This window comes from Kitasatospora sp. NPDC001119 (genome assembly GCF_053598475.1).
In genome coordinates this window covers 379,780-398,653 of the sequence record NZ_JBSFKI010000001.1, presented here as the reverse complement: position 1 = coordinate 398,653, position 18,874 = coordinate 379,780, and the positions used below count along the sequence as shown (strand labels likewise).

Genomic DNA, 18,874 nt, shown 5'->3' with positions numbered 1-18,874 from the left:
CCCCGCAGCCGGACAGCACGTACCCCCGCTGTCGGAACCGGACCGTGCTGCGGTAGGACGGAGCGCGAACGAACCCCACGTCGCCCGTCCGTAAGGAGAACCATGCCCGGCCCGACCGTCGGCCCCACCGACGACACGTCGACCGCTGCCGCCACCACCGCCGCCCCCGCATCCGTCGCCGCACCCGCCACCGGCCAGTCCCGTCCCGGCTGGGCCGTGATCGCCGCCCTCGGCGGCCTCACCGCGCTCGGCCCGCTCACCACCGACCTCTACCTGCCGGGCCTGCCCGCGATCGCCGACGACCTGGTCGCCCAGCCGGCCGCCGTCCAGCTCACCCTGACCTTCTCGATGTTCGGGGTCGCCGCCGGGCAGCTGCTCTTCGGGCCGCTCAGCGACCGCTACGGGCGCCGGGTGCCGCTGCTCGCCGGGCTCGTCCTCTACACCCTGTCCAGCGTGGTGTGCGTGTTCGCGCCGAACCTGGCCGTGCTGATCGCCGCCCGCTTCGTCCAGGGCGCGGCCGGGTCCGCCGGGCTGGTGATCGGACGCGCCGTCTCCCGGGACCGCTTCCAGGGCGTCGCGCTGCTGCGCTTCCTCGCCTCGATCGCCCTGATATCCGGGCTGGCACCGATCCTCGCGCCGATCATCGGCGCGCAGCTGATGCGGTTCACCTCGTGGCGCGGCACCTTCGGCGTGCTGACGGCGCTCGGGCTGCTGCTCACCCTGGTCTCGTTCGGGGTGCTGCGCGAGACGCTGCCGCCGGAGACCCGGGACCGCGGCGGCGTGGGCGCGACCCTGCGGACGATGGGACGGCTGCTGGGCAACCTGCCGTTCCTCGGGCTGGCGCTGACCAGCTCCCTCGCCTTCGGGGCGCTGTTCGGCTACATCAGCGGGTCGTCGACGGTGCTCCAGCACGTGTACCAGGTCTCGCCGCAGACCTACAGCCTGCTGTTCGGGCTGAACTCGTTCGCGATCGTGGTGATGACCCAGGTGAACGGGCGCGTACTGGCGCCGCGCTTCACGCAGCGGGTGCTGATGCTGGGCAGCCTCGCGGCGGCGGTCGCCGCCGGGGTGGCGCTGGTGCTGCTGACCACGGTGTGGGACTTCGGACTGGCCGGGTTCTGCCCGCCGCTGTTCGTGATGATGGGCAGCCTGGGCGTGCTGCTGCCGAACACCGCCGCCCAGGCGCTCGGCCTGGTCGAGCCGCAGGTGGCGGGTACCGCGTCGGCGCTGCTCGGGACGGGCAACTTCCTGTGCGCCGCGGTGGTCGCGCCGCTGAGCAGCCTCGGCGGTCAGCCGTCGGCGGTGCTGCTGGCGCTGGTGGTCCTGGTCTGCGGGGTGCTGGCGACGGTGGTCTACCTGGCGCTGTGCCGACCGGAGCGGATGCGGGCGGCGGTGGGGGGCTGACGGGAACGGGCGGCAGGCCGCGGCCGGACGACTGACGGCGGACGGATGACAGCGAACGGGTAACAGCGAACAGAAGACAGATGACAGCTGACAGATGTTGAAATCTGTCAGCTGTCATCCGTTATCCGTTATTCGTCAACCGTCATTCGTCGCCTGGGGCGGTCTCAGGCGATGGAGAAGTCATCCCCGTACACGTTGCCCTGGCCGTACCAGCCGTGCAGGTACACGGAGACGGTGCCGTTGGCGCCGGTGGTGAAGGGAACGGACACCTTGGTCCAGCCGGAGGAGTTGGCCCACGCACTGGCGGTGGCGCCGCCGTTGACGCCGATGTAGGCGTAGTTGCCCTGCACCCAACCGCTCAGGGTGTAGCTGGTGTTGGGCTTCAGCGTGACGGTCTGCGCGCACTCGCCGGTCTGGGCGGCGGTGGCTGCGGCCTGGAGGGCCTTGGTGCCGGAGTGGACCGGGGTGGAGACCACGGCGCCGCCGCTCTGGCAGGTCCACGGGGCCAGGCTGCCGCTCTCCAGGTCGCCGTTAACCAGGCCGGTGGTCGGCGTGGTCCCGGTGACGGTCAGCGTGTAGGACGCGATGTGGTTGCCGGAGGCCCCGGTGGCGCTGATGCCCAGCGGGTAGGTGCCCGGAGTCACGGCCGAGGTGGTGGAGATGTTCAGCGTGGCGCTGTTGCCGGCGGTGACGCTGCCGGGGGTGATGGTGGCGGTGATGCCGGGGACGGGCTGGCTGACGACCGCGAGGTTGAGGTTCTGTGCCGAGCCGGCGGTGACCGCCGTCGAGATGGTCGCCGAGACGGACGAACCAGCAGCGACCGTACCGGAGTTCGGGTTCACGGCGACAGAGAAGTCATTGCCGGGCTGGGTGCCGGTGACGGTCAGGGTGAAGGTGCCGGTGTGGCTGCCGGAGGCCGCCGAGCCGGTGACCGTGATCGGGTAACTCCCGGGCGTCACCGAGGAGGTGGTGCTGATGTTCAGCGTGGCGCTGTTGCCGGCGGTGACGCTGCCCGGGGTGACGGTGGCGGTGACGCCGGCCGGGGCGCCGCTGACCGTGAGGTTGACGCTCTGCGCGGAGCCCGCCGTCACGGCCGTCGCGATGGTGGCCGAGGTGGACGAACCGGCCGCGACCGTGGCGGAGTTCGGGCTGGCCGACACCGAGAAGTCGTTGCTCACCGTCGAGCCGCTGGTGAACGGCGCGAAGACGTGGGTGAAGTCCCAGGTGTTCTGGGCGATCCCGGAGCAGTTGTCGTTGCCGGCCGTGCCCGGGCAGCCGCCGTTGTCGCGCTGGAGGGCCCAGAAGGACAGCGTGTTGATGCCCTTGGAGACCGCCCAGTTGTACACGGTGGTGGCGTTGGCCAGGGTGAAGGTCTCGGCCGGACCGAAGTCGTCGACACCGATCATCTCGGTGATCCCGATCGAACCCCACAGCTGGGCGGGGGTCTTGGACGGGTAGAGCTTGGCGAGCTGGTTGTAGAGGCCCTGCGCGGAGGTCTGGGTGTCGGCCGCCATGTCGTGGGCGGCGTTGTCGTAGTAGTCGAAGGTCATCATGTTGACGACATCGATCCGCGCGTTGTTGCTGACCGCGTTCTTCAGCACCGCGAGACCGCTGCTGGCCAGCCCGGAGGTGGTGGTGGGCAGCGTGTAGGAGAACTGGATGTTCCGCCCGTTGGCGGCGGCCCAGTCCTGCACGAGCTTGATGGCCTTGTTGCGGCGGTCGATCCCGGCGGTGTTGGTCAGCGAGTTGTCCTCGATGTCGAGGTCGATCCGGCTGACGTCGTAGGTGGTGATCACGTTCTGGAAGGCGGCCGCGATCTGGTTGACGTCGGTGCAGCTGTCGGCGATCTCGGTGCCGGTGTTGTCGGCGGTGTAGCCACCGAAGGACGGGATCACGTCCCCGCCGTTGGCGCGGATGGTCGCGATGTCCGCGCCGAACGTGGAGGAGGACACCGGCTTGGAGGTGTCGCCGTTCCAGTACGGCGTGCAGGAGCCCTTGGTGGCGGCCTGGAGGAACGCCATGGTCAGGTGCTTGGCGCCGGACTGCGCGGCCAGCTGGGCCGGGCTCTGGCCGGTCCAGGACTCGAAGTAGGGGGCGAAGACCCGGCTGGGGAGCGGGGTGGCGGCCTGGGCGGAGCTCGTCCCGGCGGCGACCAGACCGGCCGAGGCGGCCAGCGTGGCGCAGGCCGTCAACACGGCCTGGACTGTTCGGCGGAGGCGCATGGATTCTCCAACAGACTTGGTGGGGCAGGACGTTGGGGAGGTGCGGTCGGTCCGGGTGGGGCGGCCGTGTGGGGTCGGCGGCGGCCCCGGGACCGGGTCGGAACCGGGAGTGCGGGGAAGTGCGGGGGCGTGCGGGCGTGCGAAGGCCCACCGACTCGCGTGGACGCGGGCGGCGTGCGGATGCGCGCGCCGTACGGAGCGGGGGTGGAGCGGAGCATGGCAGGGCATGGCAGTGCCTCAGCCGCCGGTGGTCACACCCCCACAGTGCATCCCGGTCGGATCGACATGCTTATGTTTGGACTAGACCACTGGTCTGTCAAGAGTCCTAACAGTTCGTCAGCACACGGCCCGCGCGACGGAAGGGGGGCGGACCGGCGTCGGGACGGGTGGGCCGCCGGTGGGGCCCGCCGGGGGGCGTCGCACGCTCCGGGCGGCGGTGAGGGGGCGGTGCCGGGCGGCGGTGAGGGGCGCCGGAAACGAGAAGACCGTGGCCGCGCACCCGGAAAGGGGCGCGGCCACGGCAGCCCGGCGCTCAGGACACCGGGCGGTTCATGGTGCCGCTGACCAGCGGACCAGCGGACCAGCGGACCAGCGGACCACCGGATCGGCAGGTCAGCGGATCGGCAGGTCAGCGGGACGGCGGGCAGAGCGTGGCGAGCAGCGCGTCGTTGATCTTCGTGGCGGTGTCCGGCCCGAAGCCCTGCGGGTGGTCGGCGGAGGTGAAGCGCTGGTTGGCCAGGTCCGCCAGCTTCTGCTTGTCCTTGGGGAACTGGTACATCGACTGGCACTGGTTGCGCGCCCGGTCCACGGCCTGGTCCGGCTTGCCGCCGACGATCGCCGGGTCGATCGCGTCCAGCGCGGAGACCAGCTTGGCCGTCACGTCGGTGCCCGGCTTGGCGGGCAGTCCGGCGTCGGCGGGCGGCGCGGGCTTGGACGGTGCGGGGGCTCCCGAGGCGCCGGCGTCGGGGGCGGGCGCGCCGGTGCCGCCGTCGGCCGTGGGGGCGGCCGGGTCGGACCCGGGGGCCGCGGGCGGCGTCGCCGCGGGCGTGGCGGCGTCGGAGGGCGCGGTGGCCGAGGCGGCGGGGGCGGTGGGGGAGTCGGCCGCGGAGGTGGCCTTGCCCGAGTCCGATCCGGAGCTGGAGCAGGCAGCGAGGCTCACCGCGGCGAGTGCCGTGAGGGTGGCGGCGAGGAGACGAGTGCGCATGGCGCCCAGACTGTCATGTTCGCGCCGCAGAAGGGAAGGTCCCTTCAGTGGTCGGAAAGCACCTGGAACGCACCCGTGAGCGCACCTGTGAGCGCACACGCGAGCGCACCCGGAAAGCCCAGGGACGGTGCCTCCGGAACGGCGGACGGCGGCCCGGAGGAGCTTCCTCCGGGCCGCCGCGTTCACGCTCCACGGCCGCCGGGCCGAATCGCCGTCAGCCGAGGCCGTTGGACTTCAGCCAGTCCTTGGCGACCGCCGACGGGTCCTCCTTGTCCACCGACACGCGCTTCATCAGCGCCACCAGCCCGGCCGTGTCGAGCTTGGCCGACACCGCGTTGAGCGCCGCCGTCGCGGTCGCGTCCACGCCCGCCTTGTTGACCAGCGGGGTGACGTTCTGGGCGCCGAAGATGTTCTTCGGGTCGGCCAGCGGGACCAGCTTGTACTGGACGATCTTCGGGTCGGTGGTGAACACGTTGCCGACCTGGATGCTGCCGTCCTTGAGCGCGTTCGCGGTGGCGTCGCCGGTGGGCTTCCACTCCTTGAAGGTCAGCCCGTAGACGTCCTTGAGCTGCTGCTCGCGGCGGCTCTTGAACTCCGGCGGCCCGCCGATGGTGTACTCGCCGGCCTTGGCGGCGAGGTCGGCGATGCTCTTGAGGTTGTCCTTGTCGGCCGTCTCCTGGGTGACGCTGAGGGAGTCCTTGTCCTCGGCCGGGGAGGACTCGAGGATGCCCAGCGTGGCGGGCAGCGTCTTGGCGAGCTCCGCGTTCACGTCCTGGGTGGTGACGGCGGTGGACTTGGCGTCCAGGTAGGCGAGCAGCGAGCCGTTGTACTCCGGCAGGACGGTGAGGTTGCCGCTCTGCAACTGCCCGTAGAGCACCTCGCGGCTGCCGATGTTGAACTTCTCCTGGACCTTCACGCCCTTGGCCTTGAGCGCCTGCGAGTAGATCGACCCGAGCAGGACGTTCTCCGGGAAGTTGGCCGAGCCGACCACCACGGTCGAGCCGGACCCGCCCGCGCCGCCCGTGGCGGCCGAGGCGCTCGAACCCCCGTCGAGCGGGTTGCCGCCGGAGGAACCGCAGGCGGTGGCGCCGAGGGTGAGCGCGGCGAGGGTGCCGAGGGCGGCGACGCGGCGGCTTCGGTTGATTGTCGACATGGTGACAGATGTCCTTCCGGAACGGGAGGGGAGGGGGAACGGAGTCAGCGGGGCCGCTGCTGGGCGCGCACCCCGGGCGGGAGCGCGAACCGGGCGAGCAGGGCGAAGAACAGTTGGGCGACGACCGCGAGCAGGACCACCAGCAGCGCGCCACCCACGGTCACGGCGTACTTGCGGGTCGCCAGCCCGTCGATGACGTAGCGGCCGAGGCCGCCCAGCCCGACGTAGGCGGCCACCGTGGCGGTCGCGATCACCTGCACGGTCGCGGTGCGGAAGCCCGCCAGCAGGGTCGGGGCGGCCGAGGGCAGGCAGACCTGCCACAGCACCTGGGGGTGGGTCAGCCCGATGCCGCGCGCCGCGTCCCGGACGTCCGGGTCGGTGCCGCGCACCCCCTCGACGGCGGCCACCAGCAGCGGCGGCGCGGCGAGCGCGACCAGCGGGACCAGTACGGCGGTGTCGCCGACCCCGGCGAGCAGCACCGCCAGCGTCACCAGGCCGAGGGTGGGCAGGGCGCGGGCGGCGCCCGCGAGCGCGGTCACCACGGTGACGCCGCGCCCGGTGTAGCCGATCAGCAGCCCGAGCGGGACGGCGAGCAGCGCCGCGAACAGCAGGGCCGCGCCGGAGAGCAGCAGGTGCTCGGAGACCCGGTGCACGATCGAGTCCGGCCCGCTGAGGTGGTCCGGGTCGGTGAAGAAGTCGCTCAGCCAGTTCAGCCAGTTCACGAGCCCGCCCCCTTCTCCCGGACGGCCCAGGGCGCGAGCAGCCGCCGGGCGGCCACCAGCACCAGGTCGACGGCCAGCGCGAGGATGGCGATCAGCACGATGCCGGCCAGGATCGGTGTCGGAAAGGTGCGCTGGAAGCCGTCGACGAACAGGTAGCCGAGCCCGCCGCGACCGACCAGCGCGCCGACGCTGGCCAGCGAGATGCTGGACACCGCCGCGACCCGCAGTCCGGCGATCAGGTACGGCACGGCGGCGGGCAGCTCGACCGAGGTCAGCCGGTGCCACGGCCCGTACCCCATCGCGGTGGCGGCCTGCCGGACGGAGTCCGGGACGGCGCGCAGGCCGTCCACGGTGGTCGGCAGCAGCACGGCGAGGGCGTAGAAGGTGAGCGGGATCATCACCGTCGCCTGGGTGGCGAGGCCGGTGTACGGGATCAGCACCACGAACACGGCCAGCGAGGGCAGCGCGTAGACGATGTTGAACACGGCGGAGAGCGGCTGGTACAGCCGGGGGTAGCGGGCGCAGGCCAGGCCGAGCGGGACGGCCAGCAGCAGGCCGATGAGCACGGGGACGAGGGCGATCACGGCATGGTCGGCGAGCAGGTGGCCCAGGTAGCCGAGGTGGTCGCCGATCCAGTACCAGCGGACGATCGGTTCATCGTCCACCGTCGGCTCCGTCCGTGCTGCCCGTTCCATCCGTTCCGTCCGGGTCGGATGCCCCGCCCGGGTGGCCGCCGGCGGCCGGGGGCTTGTCGGTGCGGACGGGCGCATCAGCGGCCGGCGAACCGGAGGCGTCGGGCCGCAGGGCGGCGAGGACGGCCTCGCGGCTCGCGGTGCCGGTGACCCGGCCCTCGGCGTCCAGCGCGACCGCGACCCCGGCGGGGGAGAGGACGGCGGCGTCAAGCGCCGTGCGCAGGGTGTCGGCGTCCGGGCGGAAGGCGGCCGCCGGGTGCAGCTCGGCGGTGACGGCGTCGCGGTCGATCCAGCCGATCGGGCGGCGCCCGTCGTCCAGAGCCAACTCCCAGCCGCCGTACCGGAGTCCGTCGCCCACCGGGCGGAGCCGGACGCCGCTCGCGGGGCGCAGGGCGAGGCCGCGCAGGCCCCGGTCGCGCCCGAGGAAGGCGGCCACGCCCTCGTCGGCGGGGGTGGTGAGCAGGGTGTGCGGGTCGGCCAGTTGGGCGATCCGGCCGTGCTCGCGCAGCACCACCACCTGGTCGCCGAGCCGGACGGCCTCCTCGATGTCGTGGGTGACGAACAGCACCGTCTTGTGCAGCTCGGACTGGAGCCGCAGCAGCTCCTCCTGGAGCCCGGCCCGCACCACCGGGTCGACCGCGCTGAACGGCTCGTCCATCAGCAGCACCGGCGGGTCGGCGGCCAGTGCGCGCGCCACGCCGACCCGCTGCTGCTGGCCGCCGGACAGCTGGAACGGGTACCGCTTCGCGGTCTCGGGCGCGAGCCCGACCAGTTCGAGCAGTTCGGCGGCGCGGGCGCGGGCCTTCTTCCGGTCCCAGCCGAGCAGGTAGGGGACGGTGGCGATGTTGTCGATCACCTTGCGGTGCGGGAAGAGCCCGGCCTGCTGGATCACGTACCCGATGCCGCGGCGCAGCTTGGCGGGTTCCAGCTTCGCGACGTCCGTGTCGTCCAGCAGGACCCGGCCCGAAGTGGGCTCGACCATCCGGTTGACCATGCGCAGCAGGGTGGTCTTCCCGCAGCCGGACGGTCCGACCAGGACGGTTATCCGACCGGTCGGGACCTCCAGGTCCAGTCCCTCGACGGCGATGGTGCCGTCGGGGTGGCGCATTCCCGCGCCCTCGAATCTGATCACGTGGAGTTTCCTCGTCAGGGCGCCCCGGAAAGGCGGCGCCTGGGTCGTTCGGTCGTTCGGTCAGGGTCGTTCGGTGGCGGCGGTTTCAAGCGCCCGGGCGTACTTCCGCCCGCGTGGTTGCCCGGCTTTGGACCAGCGGAAACTCTGATCACACTATGACCTGCATCATCTCCTGTCCCTGATTTACCGCCCCGGCACGCGGTGCGACCGCAGGCTCAGCCGCCCTGACGGGTCGGCAGGCCGGCGGCCGCCCAGCCGACGAAACCGCCGTCCAGGTCGGTCGCCCGGTGCAGTCCCAGCTCGCGCAGGGAGGCCGCGGCCAGGCTGGAGGCGTAGCCCTCGGAGCAGACCACGACCACCTCGACGTCGTAGCCCGAGGCCTCGGGAATCCGGTGACTGCCCGTCGGATCGAGCCGCCACTCCAGCACGTTGCGCTCGATGATCAGCGAGCCGGGGATCTCCCCCTCGGCCGCCCGCTGCGCCGCCGGACGGATGTCCACCAGCAGTGCGCCGTCCAGCTGGGCCTGGTACGCCTCGCGGGCGCGCGGTCGGTGGACGCCCTCCCGGGCCCGCTCCACCAGGTCGTCGATCGTGGTCACCACTGTTCAGGTCCTTCCTCGGAGGTGCGGACGAGCCCGCCGGCCCGCAGGTCGTAGTGCGCCATCGAACTCAGCGGCGGCGAGTAGGCGTGCAGGGTGACGGCGGGGCCGACGGCGGTGTTGCGCACGTCGTGCACGTACTCGGGGCCGAAGGCGCGGGCGGTGCCGGCCGGGATCCGGCGGATCAGCAGGCCCTGCTCGGGCCCGCCGAGGGACAGCTCCTCCAACTCGCCGAGGGCGACGGCGAAGGCGCCGCGCGAGCCGCCGTGGTCGTGGAAGCCGGTGGACTGGCCGGGCAGCCAGCTGATCAGCCACACCTCGTGGTCGTCGTCCGCGGCCAGCCGCCGGTACCAGCGCTCCTCGGTGGAGAGGCGGACGTGGTGGATCCACTCCTCGGGCCGCTCGGCCAGTTCGCGGACGATGGTCCGCAGGGTGCTGGGGGTGAGCGGCGCGGGGGTGCCCCCGGCGGGCGGCGTCGGTGGTGGCTCGGGGGCGCTCGTGGGGCTCGCGGCGTCGGGGCGGGTGTTGTCGGGGTTTACGGTCGGCTGGGTTTCGGGGCTGATGCTCGGGCTCGGGCTCAGAGTCATGAGGGCGTCCTCGGGTGCGGCGGGAACGTCGGTGGGAAGCGCCCGGTGTCCGGCGGCGGTGGAGGGCGCGGGCCGACGGGGCGGCCCGGCACGCAAGGGTGCGCCGGGGCTGGGCGGGGTCAGGACTGCGGGTGCGGGTGCGCGGCGCGGGCCCTGGCAGACGTCACAGAGCGGGACCGGCGGGGGAGAACAAGGTCAACAGGCACAGATGGAACTCGCCTGGCGTCGCAGATCGACGTGCAGGCGGCATACCAGAGTGGCGCCGGAGTCCATGCGCCGGATCTTTCCCGAGCGAAGCGGAGGAAGTCAAGCCGAGCCGACCGTCCGCCGCCGTCCGTTCCCGGCGACCGGCGGACCGGTCGGCTACCCGTCGCCCGCTCGCCGAGCGCCCTTCGAGCATCCGTCGGTCGCCTCCCGGCTACTCCTCGGCCGGGCGGCGCGGTGCCGGGGGAGCCGTGGCGGACGGTGCCGGGTCGGTGTCGCGCGTCGGCTGTGCGGGCACCGACCCGGTGGGGCCCGGGGCCGGTCCGGCCGGTGCCTGCCCGGCCCGCGCCTGGTCGGCCCTCGCCTGGTCGGTCAGTGCCTGCTCGATCAGCGGCGCGGCCTGTTCTCCCAGGTGGCGGCCGAGCGTCTGGTAGGCGTCGAACTGCTGGTGGTCGAACCACTGGTCGCTGGTGCGGTCGTTCGGGAAGGCCCGGTTGGCCATCGCGTAGGCGTGCAGCTCGTACGGCATCCCGGGGGTCAGTACCGCCTGGAGGAGGATCAGCCGGCCGTGCCGGACGGCCCCGGGCCCCTCGTCCAGATCCGGGTAGCGGATGTCCCCGGTGACCACCGCCCGGGCCGAGAGCCGGGCGGAGAGCTGCGCCGCGAGCCCGCGCAGCGGCGGACGGTGGCCCGCGCGGTCCTGCACGCCGTCGTCCGCGCGGCCGTCCGCGTCGTCACCCTCGGCGGGCCGGTCGGCGGCGGTGCCCGGGATCAGCAGCTCGGGCTCGTGCAGGGTGATGGCGACGCCCAGCTCCTCGCGGGCCAGGGTGATCGCGGCGGCCAGGTTGGTGGCGTACCCCGCGTCGCCGCTGGCGTCGATGCAGACCACCGTCCGCACCCGGTGCCGCAGCAGCTCGACCAGCCCGAGGTTCTCGTAGTGGCCGCCGTCGGTGGTGAGCAGGAAGCGGTCGTCGGCCGGGAACCGCCCGATCAGCTCCCGCAGTTGGTACGGGAGGCGGCGGACGGCGGGCTGCGCGGGGCGGCGCCAGTCCGGCGGACCGGACCAGTCGGGGCCGAGCACCGCCGGGTTGGGCAGCCACGTCCCGAGGCGGGCGTTGGTCACCGCGAACAGCCGCTGGTAGACGCGGGATTCCCGCCCCATCGCGGAGGAGAAGGCCGCGCCGGAGACGGCCATCGCCGACTGCACGGTGAGGTCCCGGGCGATGTGCGCACTGGTGCGCCGCTCCAGCAGGTCGGTGCGCGCGTACCCGATGTCCGGGCCGCCCACGTAGTCGTAGGAGAGCGAGAAGGAGGCCGCCGGACGGCCCGGTGGCGTACGGGAGTTGCCCGACAGGTTGGCCGCCGCCGAGAAGATCACCTGGGGGAAGTCGGGGTGCCGGGCGCCGTAGTGGCTCAGCCACGTCTGCTCCCGGAAGAAGTGGTACGGGCGGGCCACCGACCGGCCGCCCTCGGTGGCCCGCCGGACCGCGAAGGCCGAGGCCAGCCGCAACCGGTAGAACGGGTGCAGGCTCACCCAGGTCTGGTCGAGGTTCAGCCCGACCGCGCCGAGCACCAGGGGCAGCAACACCTGGACGGCCGTCGGCCAGGCGTAGCCGGTGGCGACCGCCCAGCCGAGGGCCAGCAGCGCACCCGCCGTCAGCGCCAGGAGGGCGGAGCAGACCACGAGGGTCTGCGGGAGGCTGGCGCCGCTGACACGGGGCCGGCCCGCCGCGCCCGGCGTGGTGGCACCCCGACCGGGCGTCCGGCGGTCGCGCCAGAGTATGCCGAGCAGCAGCGCCAGGTAGCTGAGCGCCACGGTCAGGCCGAGCCCCGCGCCGGTGAGCTGCGGCCCCGCCGCCAGCGCCTGCTGGAGCCGCACCGCGCCCCAGGCCAGCCCCGGTACCACCAGCACCCCGGCGGCCAGCAGGGCGGCCAGGGCGAGCAGGGCGAGATTGGCCCTGCGCAGCGCCCGTGGCAGCAGCGCCTGCCAGCCGAGCGAGGGGAAGGCCAGCAGCCAGAGCAGCCAGCACCCGGTGGCCGAGGCCAGCAGGAGGCCGAAGGCGGCGAGCGCCGGTGTCCGGAGCTCCAACGGCCCCGGTACGGCGCCGGCGTGGCGCAGCCCGGCCGCCGCCAGGTGGCTCAGGTCGGTGAGCGGCACGGCCCGGTAGAAGCGGCTGAGCCCGAGGCCGAGCGTCAGGACGGCGGCCAGCAGCAGGGTGAGGGCGGACAGCACCCCGCGCAGCAGCGTCCCGAGGGCGACCAGCCATTCGCCCGCGCCGTCGGCGATGTACTTGCCGTGTCGGCGGAGGTGGTCCTCCTCGGGGGACCCGTGCTCCATCACGGTGTCGGCCGTCAGGCCCGAGACGGCGCGCACCGGGCTGTTGGGGGCGGAGTCGCTGAGCGCGAGCTGGAGCGCGCCGACGGTGTAGCCGCCGCCCGAGACGGAGACCAGGTAGCGGGCCCGTTTCAGCCACGGCCGCAGCGACTGGAGCGCGCCGAGGGTGACGCAGGCGGAGCGGATGCCGCCGCCGGAGGCGCAGAAGCCGAGTTCGGCGGGTTCGCGGCCGGGCGGCACCCGGGCGGCGTCGCGCCAGTGGGCATGCCGGACGGGCGTGTTCGGGGCGTCCGGCGCTTCGGCGGCGGGTGCCGTGGCGCCGCGCCGGGCGGCGATCGGCCAGGGCGGGATCAGCGCCGGACGGTCGGGGGAGTCGGTGCCGCGGGCCTTCGCGCCCGCTCGCGCCGGCCGGAGCCCGCGCACCGCGCGGGTGGCGGTCACCAGCAGGATGCCCGCCGCGAGCACCCCGGCGGGCAGGAGCAGCAGCCACTTGACGGTGGCGAGCGCGGTGGCGACGGCGAAGGGGGTGTCGGAACCGCCCGTACCCGGGTGGAGGCCGTCCAGCCCGGCGCGCAGCAGCGCGTCCTCGCCCAGGTCGCAGCAGGCCGCGAGCAGCCCGGCGCCGCCGACCGCGACGGCCGACAGCCGCCGGCGGGCCGGCCCGAGCACGTACCCGCCGAGCAGTGCGGCGGCGAGCAACGTCAGCCCGTAGCCGCCGATCAGCCAGCCGTCGGCGCGCAGCGCGGCCAGGTGGTCGGCGGCGCGGCCGCCGACCACGGCCTCGGCGGCCGCGCGGGAACCGGCGAGCTGGAGGGCGATGTTCCGTACGCGCGGCGCCTGATGACGGAACAGCAGCCCGCCGAGGAGGACCGGCAGCAGGGCGCCGAGGGCGAGCAGCAGGCCGGCCCAGGCGGGCAGGGCGGGCGGCCGCGCCGCCGGGCCTCCGCCCGCCGCGCCATCTGCCGTACCCGTCGCCTCCGCCGCTTCCTTCGCCGCCGCCGTTTCCGTCGCGGAATCCGCCACCACCATCGTCACCCCCCGCTTGGCCGCCCCGATCCCCCGTGACCGAGACGCTGAACTCGTAGGAAACCACCGATGACTGACGATCCGTAGTGATCCACCGCGATGTCCACGCGGGTCTTACCCCACCATCGCCGATTGCGCACCCGGGGTGTCCGGTTTCACTCGAACGAGTAAGAAGGCGACGCGTGGGGTAGATCAGCTTTTCATCCCACCCGGGACCATCCGCGTGTCCGCGCAACAAGATCACCCCAGACGCGTTTCCACCGACGTATTGTCAGGCCACCGAGGCTGGGCCTACCGTCTACAGATCGCTTTCTACGCACGTAGACCCTGCGGCTTCCCGAGCGGACCCGCAGGCGAGACCCGCCCCGTCAACCCTCAGACCGCGGGCCCGACCGCACGGCCGGGCCGCGGAGTTGCGGAGGTAACCATGTCGCAGATCGTCCGGGCCGCGCTCGTCCAGACCCGCTGGACGGGTGACCAGGAGAGCATGATCGCGCTCCACGAGCGGTACGCCCGCGAGGCCGCCGCCCAGGGAGCGAAGATCATCGGCTTCCAGGAGGTCTTCAACTCCCCGTACTTCTGTCAGGTCCAGGAAGCCGAGCACTACCGCTGGGCCGAGGCCGTCCCCGACGGCCCGACCGTGCGCCGGATGCGGGACCTCGCCCGCGAGCTCGGGCTGGTGATGGTCGTCCCGGTCTACGAGGAGGAACAGGCCGGCGTCTACTACAACACCGCCGCCGTCATCGACGCCGACGGCAGCTACCTCGGCAAGTACCGCAAGCACCACATCCCGCAGGTCAAGGGCTTCTGGGAGAAGTACTACTTCAAGCCCGGCAACCTCGGCTGGCCCGTGTTCGACACCGCCGTCGGCAAGGTCGGCGTGTACATCTGCTACGACCGCCACTTCCCCGAGGGCTGGCGCGCCCTGGGCCTGGCCGGCGCGCAGATCGTCTACAACCCCTCCGCCACCAGCCGCGGCCTGTCCGCCTACCTCTGGCAGCTCGAACAGCCCGCCGCCGCCGTCGCCAACGAGTACTTCGTCGCCGCGATCAACCGCGTCGGCACCGAGGAGTACGGCGACAACGACTTCTACGGCACCTCCTACTTCGTGGACCCGCGCGGGCAGTTCGTCGGCGACGTCGCCTCCGACAAGGAGGAGGAACTCGTCGTCCGCGACCTCGACCTCGGCCTGATCGAACAGGTCCGCCAGCAGTGGGCGTTCTACCGGGACCGCCGGCCCGACGCCTACGGGCCGCTCGCCGAGGCCTGAGGAGCAGCGCGATGACCACCAACGACGTGAGGGCCACCCGCGACCCGCACCAGCGCACCGTCGTCCGCGGCGGCCTCGTCATCACCGCCACCGAGGAACTCCACGCTGACGTCCTGATCGAGGGCGAGCGCGTCGCCGCCCTGGCCACCACCGGCAGCTCCGCCGCCGAGGCCTGGACCGCCGACACCGTCATCGACGCCACCGGCCACTACGTCATCCCGGGCGGGGTCGACGCCCACACCCACATGGAGCTGCCGTTCGGCGGCACCGCGGCCTCCGACACCTTCGAGACCGGCACCCGCGCCGCGGCCTGGGGCGGTACCACCACCATCGTGGACTTCGCCGTCCAGTCGGTCGGCGGCTCGCTGCGCGAGGGCCTGGACACCTGGCACGCCAAGGCCGAGGGCAACTGCGCGATCGACTACGCCTTCCACGCCATCGTCTCCGACGTCAACGACGCCGTGCTCAAGGAGATGGACACCCTCGTGGACTCCGGCGAGTCCACCTCCTTCAAGCTCTTCATGGCCTACCCCGGCGTCTTCTACAGCGACGACGGCCGCATCCTGCGGGCCATGCAGCGCGGCGCCGCCAACGGCGGGCTGATCATGATGCACGCGGAGAACGGCATCGCCATCGACGTCCTGGTCGAACAGGCGCTCGCCGCCGGGAGGACCGCACCCCGCTACCACGGCGAGGTCCGGCGCGAACTGCTGGAGGCCGAGGCCACCCACCGGGCGATCAAGCTCGCCCAGGTGGCCGGCAGCCCGCTCTACGTGGTGCACGTCTCCGCAGCCGCCGCGCTCGCCGAAATCGTCGGGGCCCGGGACGCCGGCCTCAACGTCTTCGGCGAGACCTGCCCGCAGTACCTCTTCCTCTCCACCGACAACCTCGCCGAGGAGGGCGCCGACGGCTTCGAGGGCGCCAAGTACGTGTGCAGCACGCCGCTCAGACCGCGCGAGCACCAGGAGGCGCTCTGGCGCGGGCTGCGCACCAACGACCTCCAGGTGGTCTCCACCGACCACTGCCCGTTCTGCTTCGTCGGCCAGAAGGAGCTGGGCCGGGGCGACTTCTCGAAGATCCCCAACGGCCTGCCGGGCGTCGAGAACCGGATGGACCTGCTCCACCAGGCCGTGGTGGACGGGCACATCAGCCGGCGCCGCTGGGTCGAGATCGCCTGCACCACCCCGGCCCGGATGTTCGGCCTGCACCCGCGCAAGGGCACCATCGCCCCGGGTGCCGACGCCGACCTGGTGGTCTACGACCCCACCGCGGTGCAGACCGTCTCCGCCGCGACCCACCACATGAACGTGGACTACTCGGCCTACGAGGGCCGTCGACTCACCGGCCGGGTGCGGACGGTGATGTCGCGCGGCACCGTCGTGCTGGACGACGGCGACTGGCGCGGCCGGGCCGGCCACGGCACCTTCCTGCGCCGGGACACCTGCCAGTACCTGGTCTGATCCCTCTCCCGATTCCCGCCCCTCCCGTTCCTCCCGTTCCTCGACGTCCACCCGCCGCCGCCCGGTCTGCCGGCTGTCCGGTCGCTCGCCCGGCTGCCGGCCCGGCCCTTCGATCGGGGCGACCGATCCGGCCGACGGCCGGGTGGCGGCGGTCAAAACCCTTACCTGGAGCCCCTCATGGACATCGGCCTCGTCCTCCAGACCGACCCGCCCGCCCGACTGCTCATCGACCGGATGATCCGCGCCGAGCAGGCCGGGTTCAGCCACGGCTGGACCTTCGACTCCTGCGTGCTGTGGCAGGAGCCCTTCGTCATCTACAGCCGGATCCTCGCCGAGACGGAGCGGATGACCGTCGGCCCGATGGTCACCAACCCCTCCACCCGCACCTGGGAGGTGACCGCCTCCACGTTCGCCACGCTCAACGACATGTACGGCAACCGGACCGTCTGCGGCATCGGCCGCGGCGACTCCGCCATGCGGGTCGCCGGGCGGAGCCCCGCCACCCTCGCCCGGCTCTCCGAAGCCATGCACGCCATCAAGGAGTTGGCCGAGGGGCGCACCGCCGAGGTGGACGGCAGCGAGATGCACCTGCCGTGGGTCCGCGCCGGCGCCTCCCTGCCGATCTGGATGGGGGCGTACGGGCCGAAGGCGTTGAACCTGACCGGACGTCAGGCCGACGGCTTCATCCTGCAGTTGGCCGACCCCTACCTCACCGAGTTCATGGTCAAGGCGGTGCGGGCCGCCGCCGTCGAGGCCGGCCGGGATCCGGAGTCGATCACCATCTGCGTAGCCGCCCCGGCCTACGTCACCGCCGATGACTCGCCCGAGGCGCTCGCCCACGCCCGGGAGCAGTGCCGCTGGTTCGGCGGGATGGTCGGCAACCACGTCGCCGACCTGGTCAGCCACTACGGCGAGCACTCCGACCTGGTACCGGAGGCGCTCACCGACTACATCAAGGACCGGCAGGGCTACGACTACAGCCACCACGGGCGGGCCGGGAACCCGGACACGGCCTTCGTCCCGGACGGGATCATCGACCGCTTCTGCCTGATCGGCCCGGTGGAGGCGCAGCGGGCCCGACTGGCGGAGCTCCGCTCGCTCGGCGTCGACCAGTTCGCCGTCTACGCCATGCACGACGCCATCGAGACCACCATCGACGCGTACGGGACGGACGTCATCCCGCAGCTGTGACCCCGCCCGGCGCCCCCACCCGAGCTCAGCCGCGGATCCGCCCGCGGCGGACGGGAGTTGCCCATGCCCGGAACCGCGACCAGTGACGGCAGACAGTGGCACCACCCCGACGGCCGGGTCGAACTCGACCCGGCCGCCGGGGACTTGCCACCCAACGGCTTCACCAGCGACGACCTGCGGCCGGTCCCGGTGGCACGGCGTACCTGGACCACGTACAACTTCCTCGCGCTCTGGGTCGGCATGGCCCACAACATCCCGTCCTGGACGCTGGCTTCGGGCCTGGTCACGCTCGGCATGGACTGGAAGCAGGCGGTGCTGACGATCGCGCTCGCCAACCTCCTCGTGCTGGTCCCGATGCTGCTCACCGGGCACGCCGGCACCAAGTACGGCATCCCGTTCCCGGTCTTCGCCCGGGCCGCCTTCGGGCTGCGCGGCGCCAACCTGCCCGCCCTGCTGCGGGCGGCGGTGGCCTGCGCCTGGTTCGGCATCCAGACCTGGATCGGCGGCGAGGGCATCTTCCTGCTGGCGGGCAAGCTGTTCGGCGAATCCTGGCGCACGGCCGGTGAGTTCGGCGGCTACCCGTGGACGCAGTGGCTCTCGTTCCTGCTGTTCTGGCTGATCGAGATGGCCATCATCGCGCGGGGGATGGAGGCGCTGCGGCGGTTCGAGAACTGGGCGGCGCCGTTCGTCATCGTCGGCGCGCTCGCGCTGCTGGTGTGGATCACCGTCAAGGCGGGCGGGCTCGGGCCATTGCTCGACCAGCCGTCCAGGCTGGGGTGGGGCGGCGGCTTCTGGAAGGTCTTCTTCCCCGCGCTGATGGGCATGATCGGGTTCTGGTCCACCCTCTCGCTGAACATCCCCGACTTCACCCGCTTCGGCGGCAGCCAGCGGGCCCAGATACGCGGGCAGGCGCTCGGCCTGCCGACCACGATGACGCTCTTCGCGTTCCTGTCCGTGCTGGTCACCTCGGGCTCCGAGGCGGTCTACGGGGCCCCGGTGTGGGACCCGATCCAGCTGGCCGCCAAGATGGAGAACCCGGTCGGCATCCTGTTCGCGCTGCTGACCGTGCTGGTCGCGACGCTGTCGGTGAACATCGCCGCCAACGTGGTGTCGCCCGCGTACGACCTCGCCAACCTGCTGCCCCGCTTCGTCACCTTCCGGACCGGGGCGCTGATCACGGGGGTGGTCGGGATCGTGATCCTCCCGTGGCGGCTGATCTCCGACCCGCACGTGTACATCTTCACCTGGCTCGGTGTGGTCGGCGGGCTGCTCGGCACGGTCGGCGGAGTGCTGATCGCCGACTACTGGGCCCTGCGCCGCACCCGCCTCCGGCTCGCCGAGCTGTACCGCCCGGGCGGGGCGTACTGGTACGCGGCCGGCTGGAACTGGCGGGCCGTGACGGCGCTGCTGGTGGGCGGCGTGCTGGCCGTCGGCGGCTCGTACTCCACCGTCGACGCCGACGGCGCGAAGCAGGGCCCCTTCCCGGCGGACGGCCTGATCCCTGTCCTCAAGCCGCTCGCCGACTACGGCTGGGCCGTCGGGCTGACGGCGGCGGCCGTGGTGTACCTGGGGCTGAGCGGGGTGGTCAGGAGGGGGAGCGGGGAGGCGGGGGAGGGCTGACGGGGGAGGACGAACGACTGACGGGTGACAGCGAACAGCTGACAGATTTCGAA

At 72.8% G+C, this 18,874-nt stretch carries 15 protein-coding genes; 5 read left to right on the top strand and 10 right to left on the bottom strand.

Annotation, left to right across the window (positions count from 1 at the left end; genetic code table 11):
* The first annotated feature begins 102 nt into the window (after positions 1-102).
* Positions 103-1,404 carry a multidrug effflux MFS transporter gene (locus ACWDD9_RS01860; RefSeq protein WP_449810552.1) on the top strand — a complete coding sequence of 434 codons (1,302 nt, stop codon included), beginning with the start codon at positions 103-105 and terminating at the stop codon, positions 1,402-1,404.
* Positions 1,405-1,568: 164 nt separating this feature from the next.
* Here ACWDD9_RS01860 and ACWDD9_RS01855 read toward each other — a convergent pair whose 3' ends face one another.
* The 10 genes from ACWDD9_RS01855 to ACWDD9_RS01810 all read right to left on the bottom strand — a co-directional run bounded on the left by ACWDD9_RS01855 (position 1,569) and on the right by ACWDD9_RS01810 (position 13,277).
* Positions 1,569-3,626 carry a glycosyl hydrolase family 18 protein gene (locus tag ACWDD9_RS01855; protein ID WP_449810551.1) on the bottom strand — a complete coding sequence of 686 codons (2,058 nt, stop codon included), beginning with the start codon at positions 3,624-3,626 and terminating at the stop codon, positions 1,569-1,571.
* A gap of 628 nt (positions 3,627-4,254) precedes the next feature.
* The gene (locus ACWDD9_RS01850; protein ID WP_449810550.1) at positions 4,255-4,830 is read right to left on the bottom strand and encodes a hypothetical protein; all 576 of its coding nucleotides are present in this window, start codon (positions 4,828-4,830) and stop codon (positions 4,255-4,257) included.
* Between the two features lie 214 nt (positions 4,831-5,044).
* Positions 5,045-5,983, bottom strand: coding sequence for an ABC transporter substrate-binding protein (locus tag ACWDD9_RS01845; RefSeq protein ID WP_449810549.1), 939 nt, complete (start codon positions 5,981-5,983; stop codon positions 5,045-5,047).
* Positions 5,984-6,027: 44 nt separating this feature from the next.
* A complete protein-coding gene (locus ACWDD9_RS01840; RefSeq protein WP_049657036.1) occupies positions 6,028-6,705 on the bottom strand; it encodes an ABC transporter permease in 678 nt (225 codons plus the stop codon).
* Complete coding sequence (locus tag ACWDD9_RS01835) at positions 6,702-7,370, bottom strand: ABC transporter permease (RefSeq protein WP_449810548.1); 669 nt, start codon at positions 7,368-7,370, stop codon at positions 6,702-6,704. The genes ACWDD9_RS01840 and ACWDD9_RS01835 overlap by 4 nt, the downstream gene beginning before the upstream one ends.
* Positions 7,360-8,529 (bottom strand): ABC transporter ATP-binding protein, encoded by a 1,170-nt coding sequence (locus ACWDD9_RS01830; RefSeq protein ID WP_449810547.1) that lies wholly within the window; start codon positions 8,527-8,529, stop codon positions 7,360-7,362. Before ACWDD9_RS01830 ends, ACWDD9_RS01835 begins: the two co-directional genes overlap by 11 nt.
* A 215-nt stretch (positions 8,530-8,744) precedes the next feature.
* Positions 8,745-9,131, bottom strand: a complete 387-nt coding sequence (locus ACWDD9_RS01825; RefSeq protein WP_049657033.1) for a rhodanese-like domain-containing protein — start codon at positions 9,129-9,131, stop codon at positions 8,745-8,747.
* The gene (locus tag ACWDD9_RS01820) at positions 9,125-9,715 is read right to left on the bottom strand and encodes a cysteine dioxygenase (protein WP_375873366.1); all 591 of its coding nucleotides are present in this window, start codon (positions 9,713-9,715) and stop codon (positions 9,125-9,127) included. The genes ACWDD9_RS01825 and ACWDD9_RS01820 overlap by 7 nt, the downstream gene beginning before the upstream one ends.
* A gap of 195 nt (positions 9,716-9,910) precedes the next feature.
* Positions 9,911-9,988, bottom strand: a complete 78-nt coding sequence (locus ACWDD9_RS01815; RefSeq protein ID WP_107086570.1) for a putative leader peptide — start codon at positions 9,986-9,988, stop codon at positions 9,911-9,913.
* Between the two features lie 145 nt (positions 9,989-10,133).
* The gene (locus ACWDD9_RS01810) at positions 10,134-13,277 is read right to left on the bottom strand and encodes a hypothetical protein (protein WP_449810546.1); all 3,144 of its coding nucleotides are present in this window, start codon (positions 13,275-13,277) and stop codon (positions 10,134-10,136) included.
* A gap of 430 nt (positions 13,278-13,707) precedes the next feature.
* Between ACWDD9_RS01810 and ACWDD9_RS01805 the strand changes: the two genes are divergently transcribed.
* The 4 genes from ACWDD9_RS01805 (at position 13,708) to ACWDD9_RS01790 (ending at position 18,821) form a co-directional block, all read left to right on the top strand.
* On the top strand, positions 13,708-14,550 hold the full coding sequence (locus ACWDD9_RS01805; protein ID WP_049649708.1) for a nitrilase-related carbon-nitrogen hydrolase: 843 nt from the start codon (positions 13,708-13,710) through the stop codon (positions 14,548-14,550).
* Positions 14,551-14,561: 11 nt separating this feature from the next.
* Positions 14,562-16,010, top strand: a complete 1,449-nt coding sequence (gene hydA, locus ACWDD9_RS01800) for a dihydropyrimidinase (protein ID WP_449810545.1) — start codon at positions 14,562-14,564, stop codon at positions 16,008-16,010.
* A gap of 177 nt (positions 16,011-16,187) precedes the next feature.
* Positions 16,188-17,201 carry a TIGR03842 family LLM class F420-dependent oxidoreductase gene (locus tag ACWDD9_RS01795; protein ID WP_449810544.1) on the top strand — a complete coding sequence of 338 codons (1,014 nt, stop codon included), beginning with the start codon at positions 16,188-16,190 and terminating at the stop codon, positions 17,199-17,201.
* Positions 17,202-17,264: 63 nt separating this feature from the next.
* Positions 17,265-18,821, top strand: a complete 1,557-nt coding sequence (locus ACWDD9_RS01790; RefSeq protein ID WP_449810543.1) for an NCS1 family nucleobase:cation symporter-1 — start codon at positions 17,265-17,267, stop codon at positions 18,819-18,821.
* Positions 18,822-18,874 lie beyond the last annotated feature (53 nt).

What these genes read in the sequence shown, in the direction of transcription:
- ACWDD9_RS01860 (WP_449810552.1), top strand. Translation starts at nt 103, where the DNA reads ATGCCCGGCCCGACCGTCGGCCCCACCGACGACACGTCGACCGCTGCC.
- ACWDD9_RS01855 (WP_449810551.1), bottom strand. Translation starts at nt 3,626, where the DNA reads ATGCGCCTCCGCCGAACAGTCCAGGCCGTGTTGACGGCCTGCGCCACG.
- ACWDD9_RS01850 (WP_449810550.1), bottom strand. Translation starts at nt 4,830, where the DNA reads ATGCGCACTCGTCTCCTCGCCGCCACCCTCACGGCACTCGCCGCGGTG.
- ACWDD9_RS01845 (WP_449810549.1), bottom strand. Translation starts at nt 5,983, where the DNA reads ATGTCGACAATCAACCGAAGCCGCCGCGTCGCCGCCCTCGGCACCCTC.
- ACWDD9_RS01820 (WP_375873366.1), bottom strand. Translation starts at nt 9,715, where the DNA reads ATGACTCTGAGCCCGAGCCCGAGCATCAGCCCCGAAACCCAGCCGACC.
- ACWDD9_RS01815 (WP_107086570.1), bottom strand. Translation starts at nt 9,988, where the DNA reads ATGGACTCCGGCGCCACTCTGGTATGCCGCCTGCACGTCGATCTGCGA.
- ACWDD9_RS01805 (WP_049649708.1), top strand. Translation starts at nt 13,708, where the DNA reads ATGTCGCAGATCGTCCGGGCCGCGCTCGTCCAGACCCGCTGGACGGGT.
- hydA (WP_449810545.1), top strand. Translation starts at nt 14,562, where the DNA reads ATGACCACCAACGACGTGAGGGCCACCCGCGACCCGCACCAGCGCACC.
- ACWDD9_RS01795 (WP_449810544.1), top strand. Translation starts at nt 16,188, where the DNA reads ATGGACATCGGCCTCGTCCTCCAGACCGACCCGCCCGCCCGACTGCTC.
- ACWDD9_RS01790 (WP_449810543.1), top strand. Translation starts at nt 17,265, where the DNA reads ATGCCCGGAACCGCGACCAGTGACGGCAGACAGTGGCACCACCCCGAC.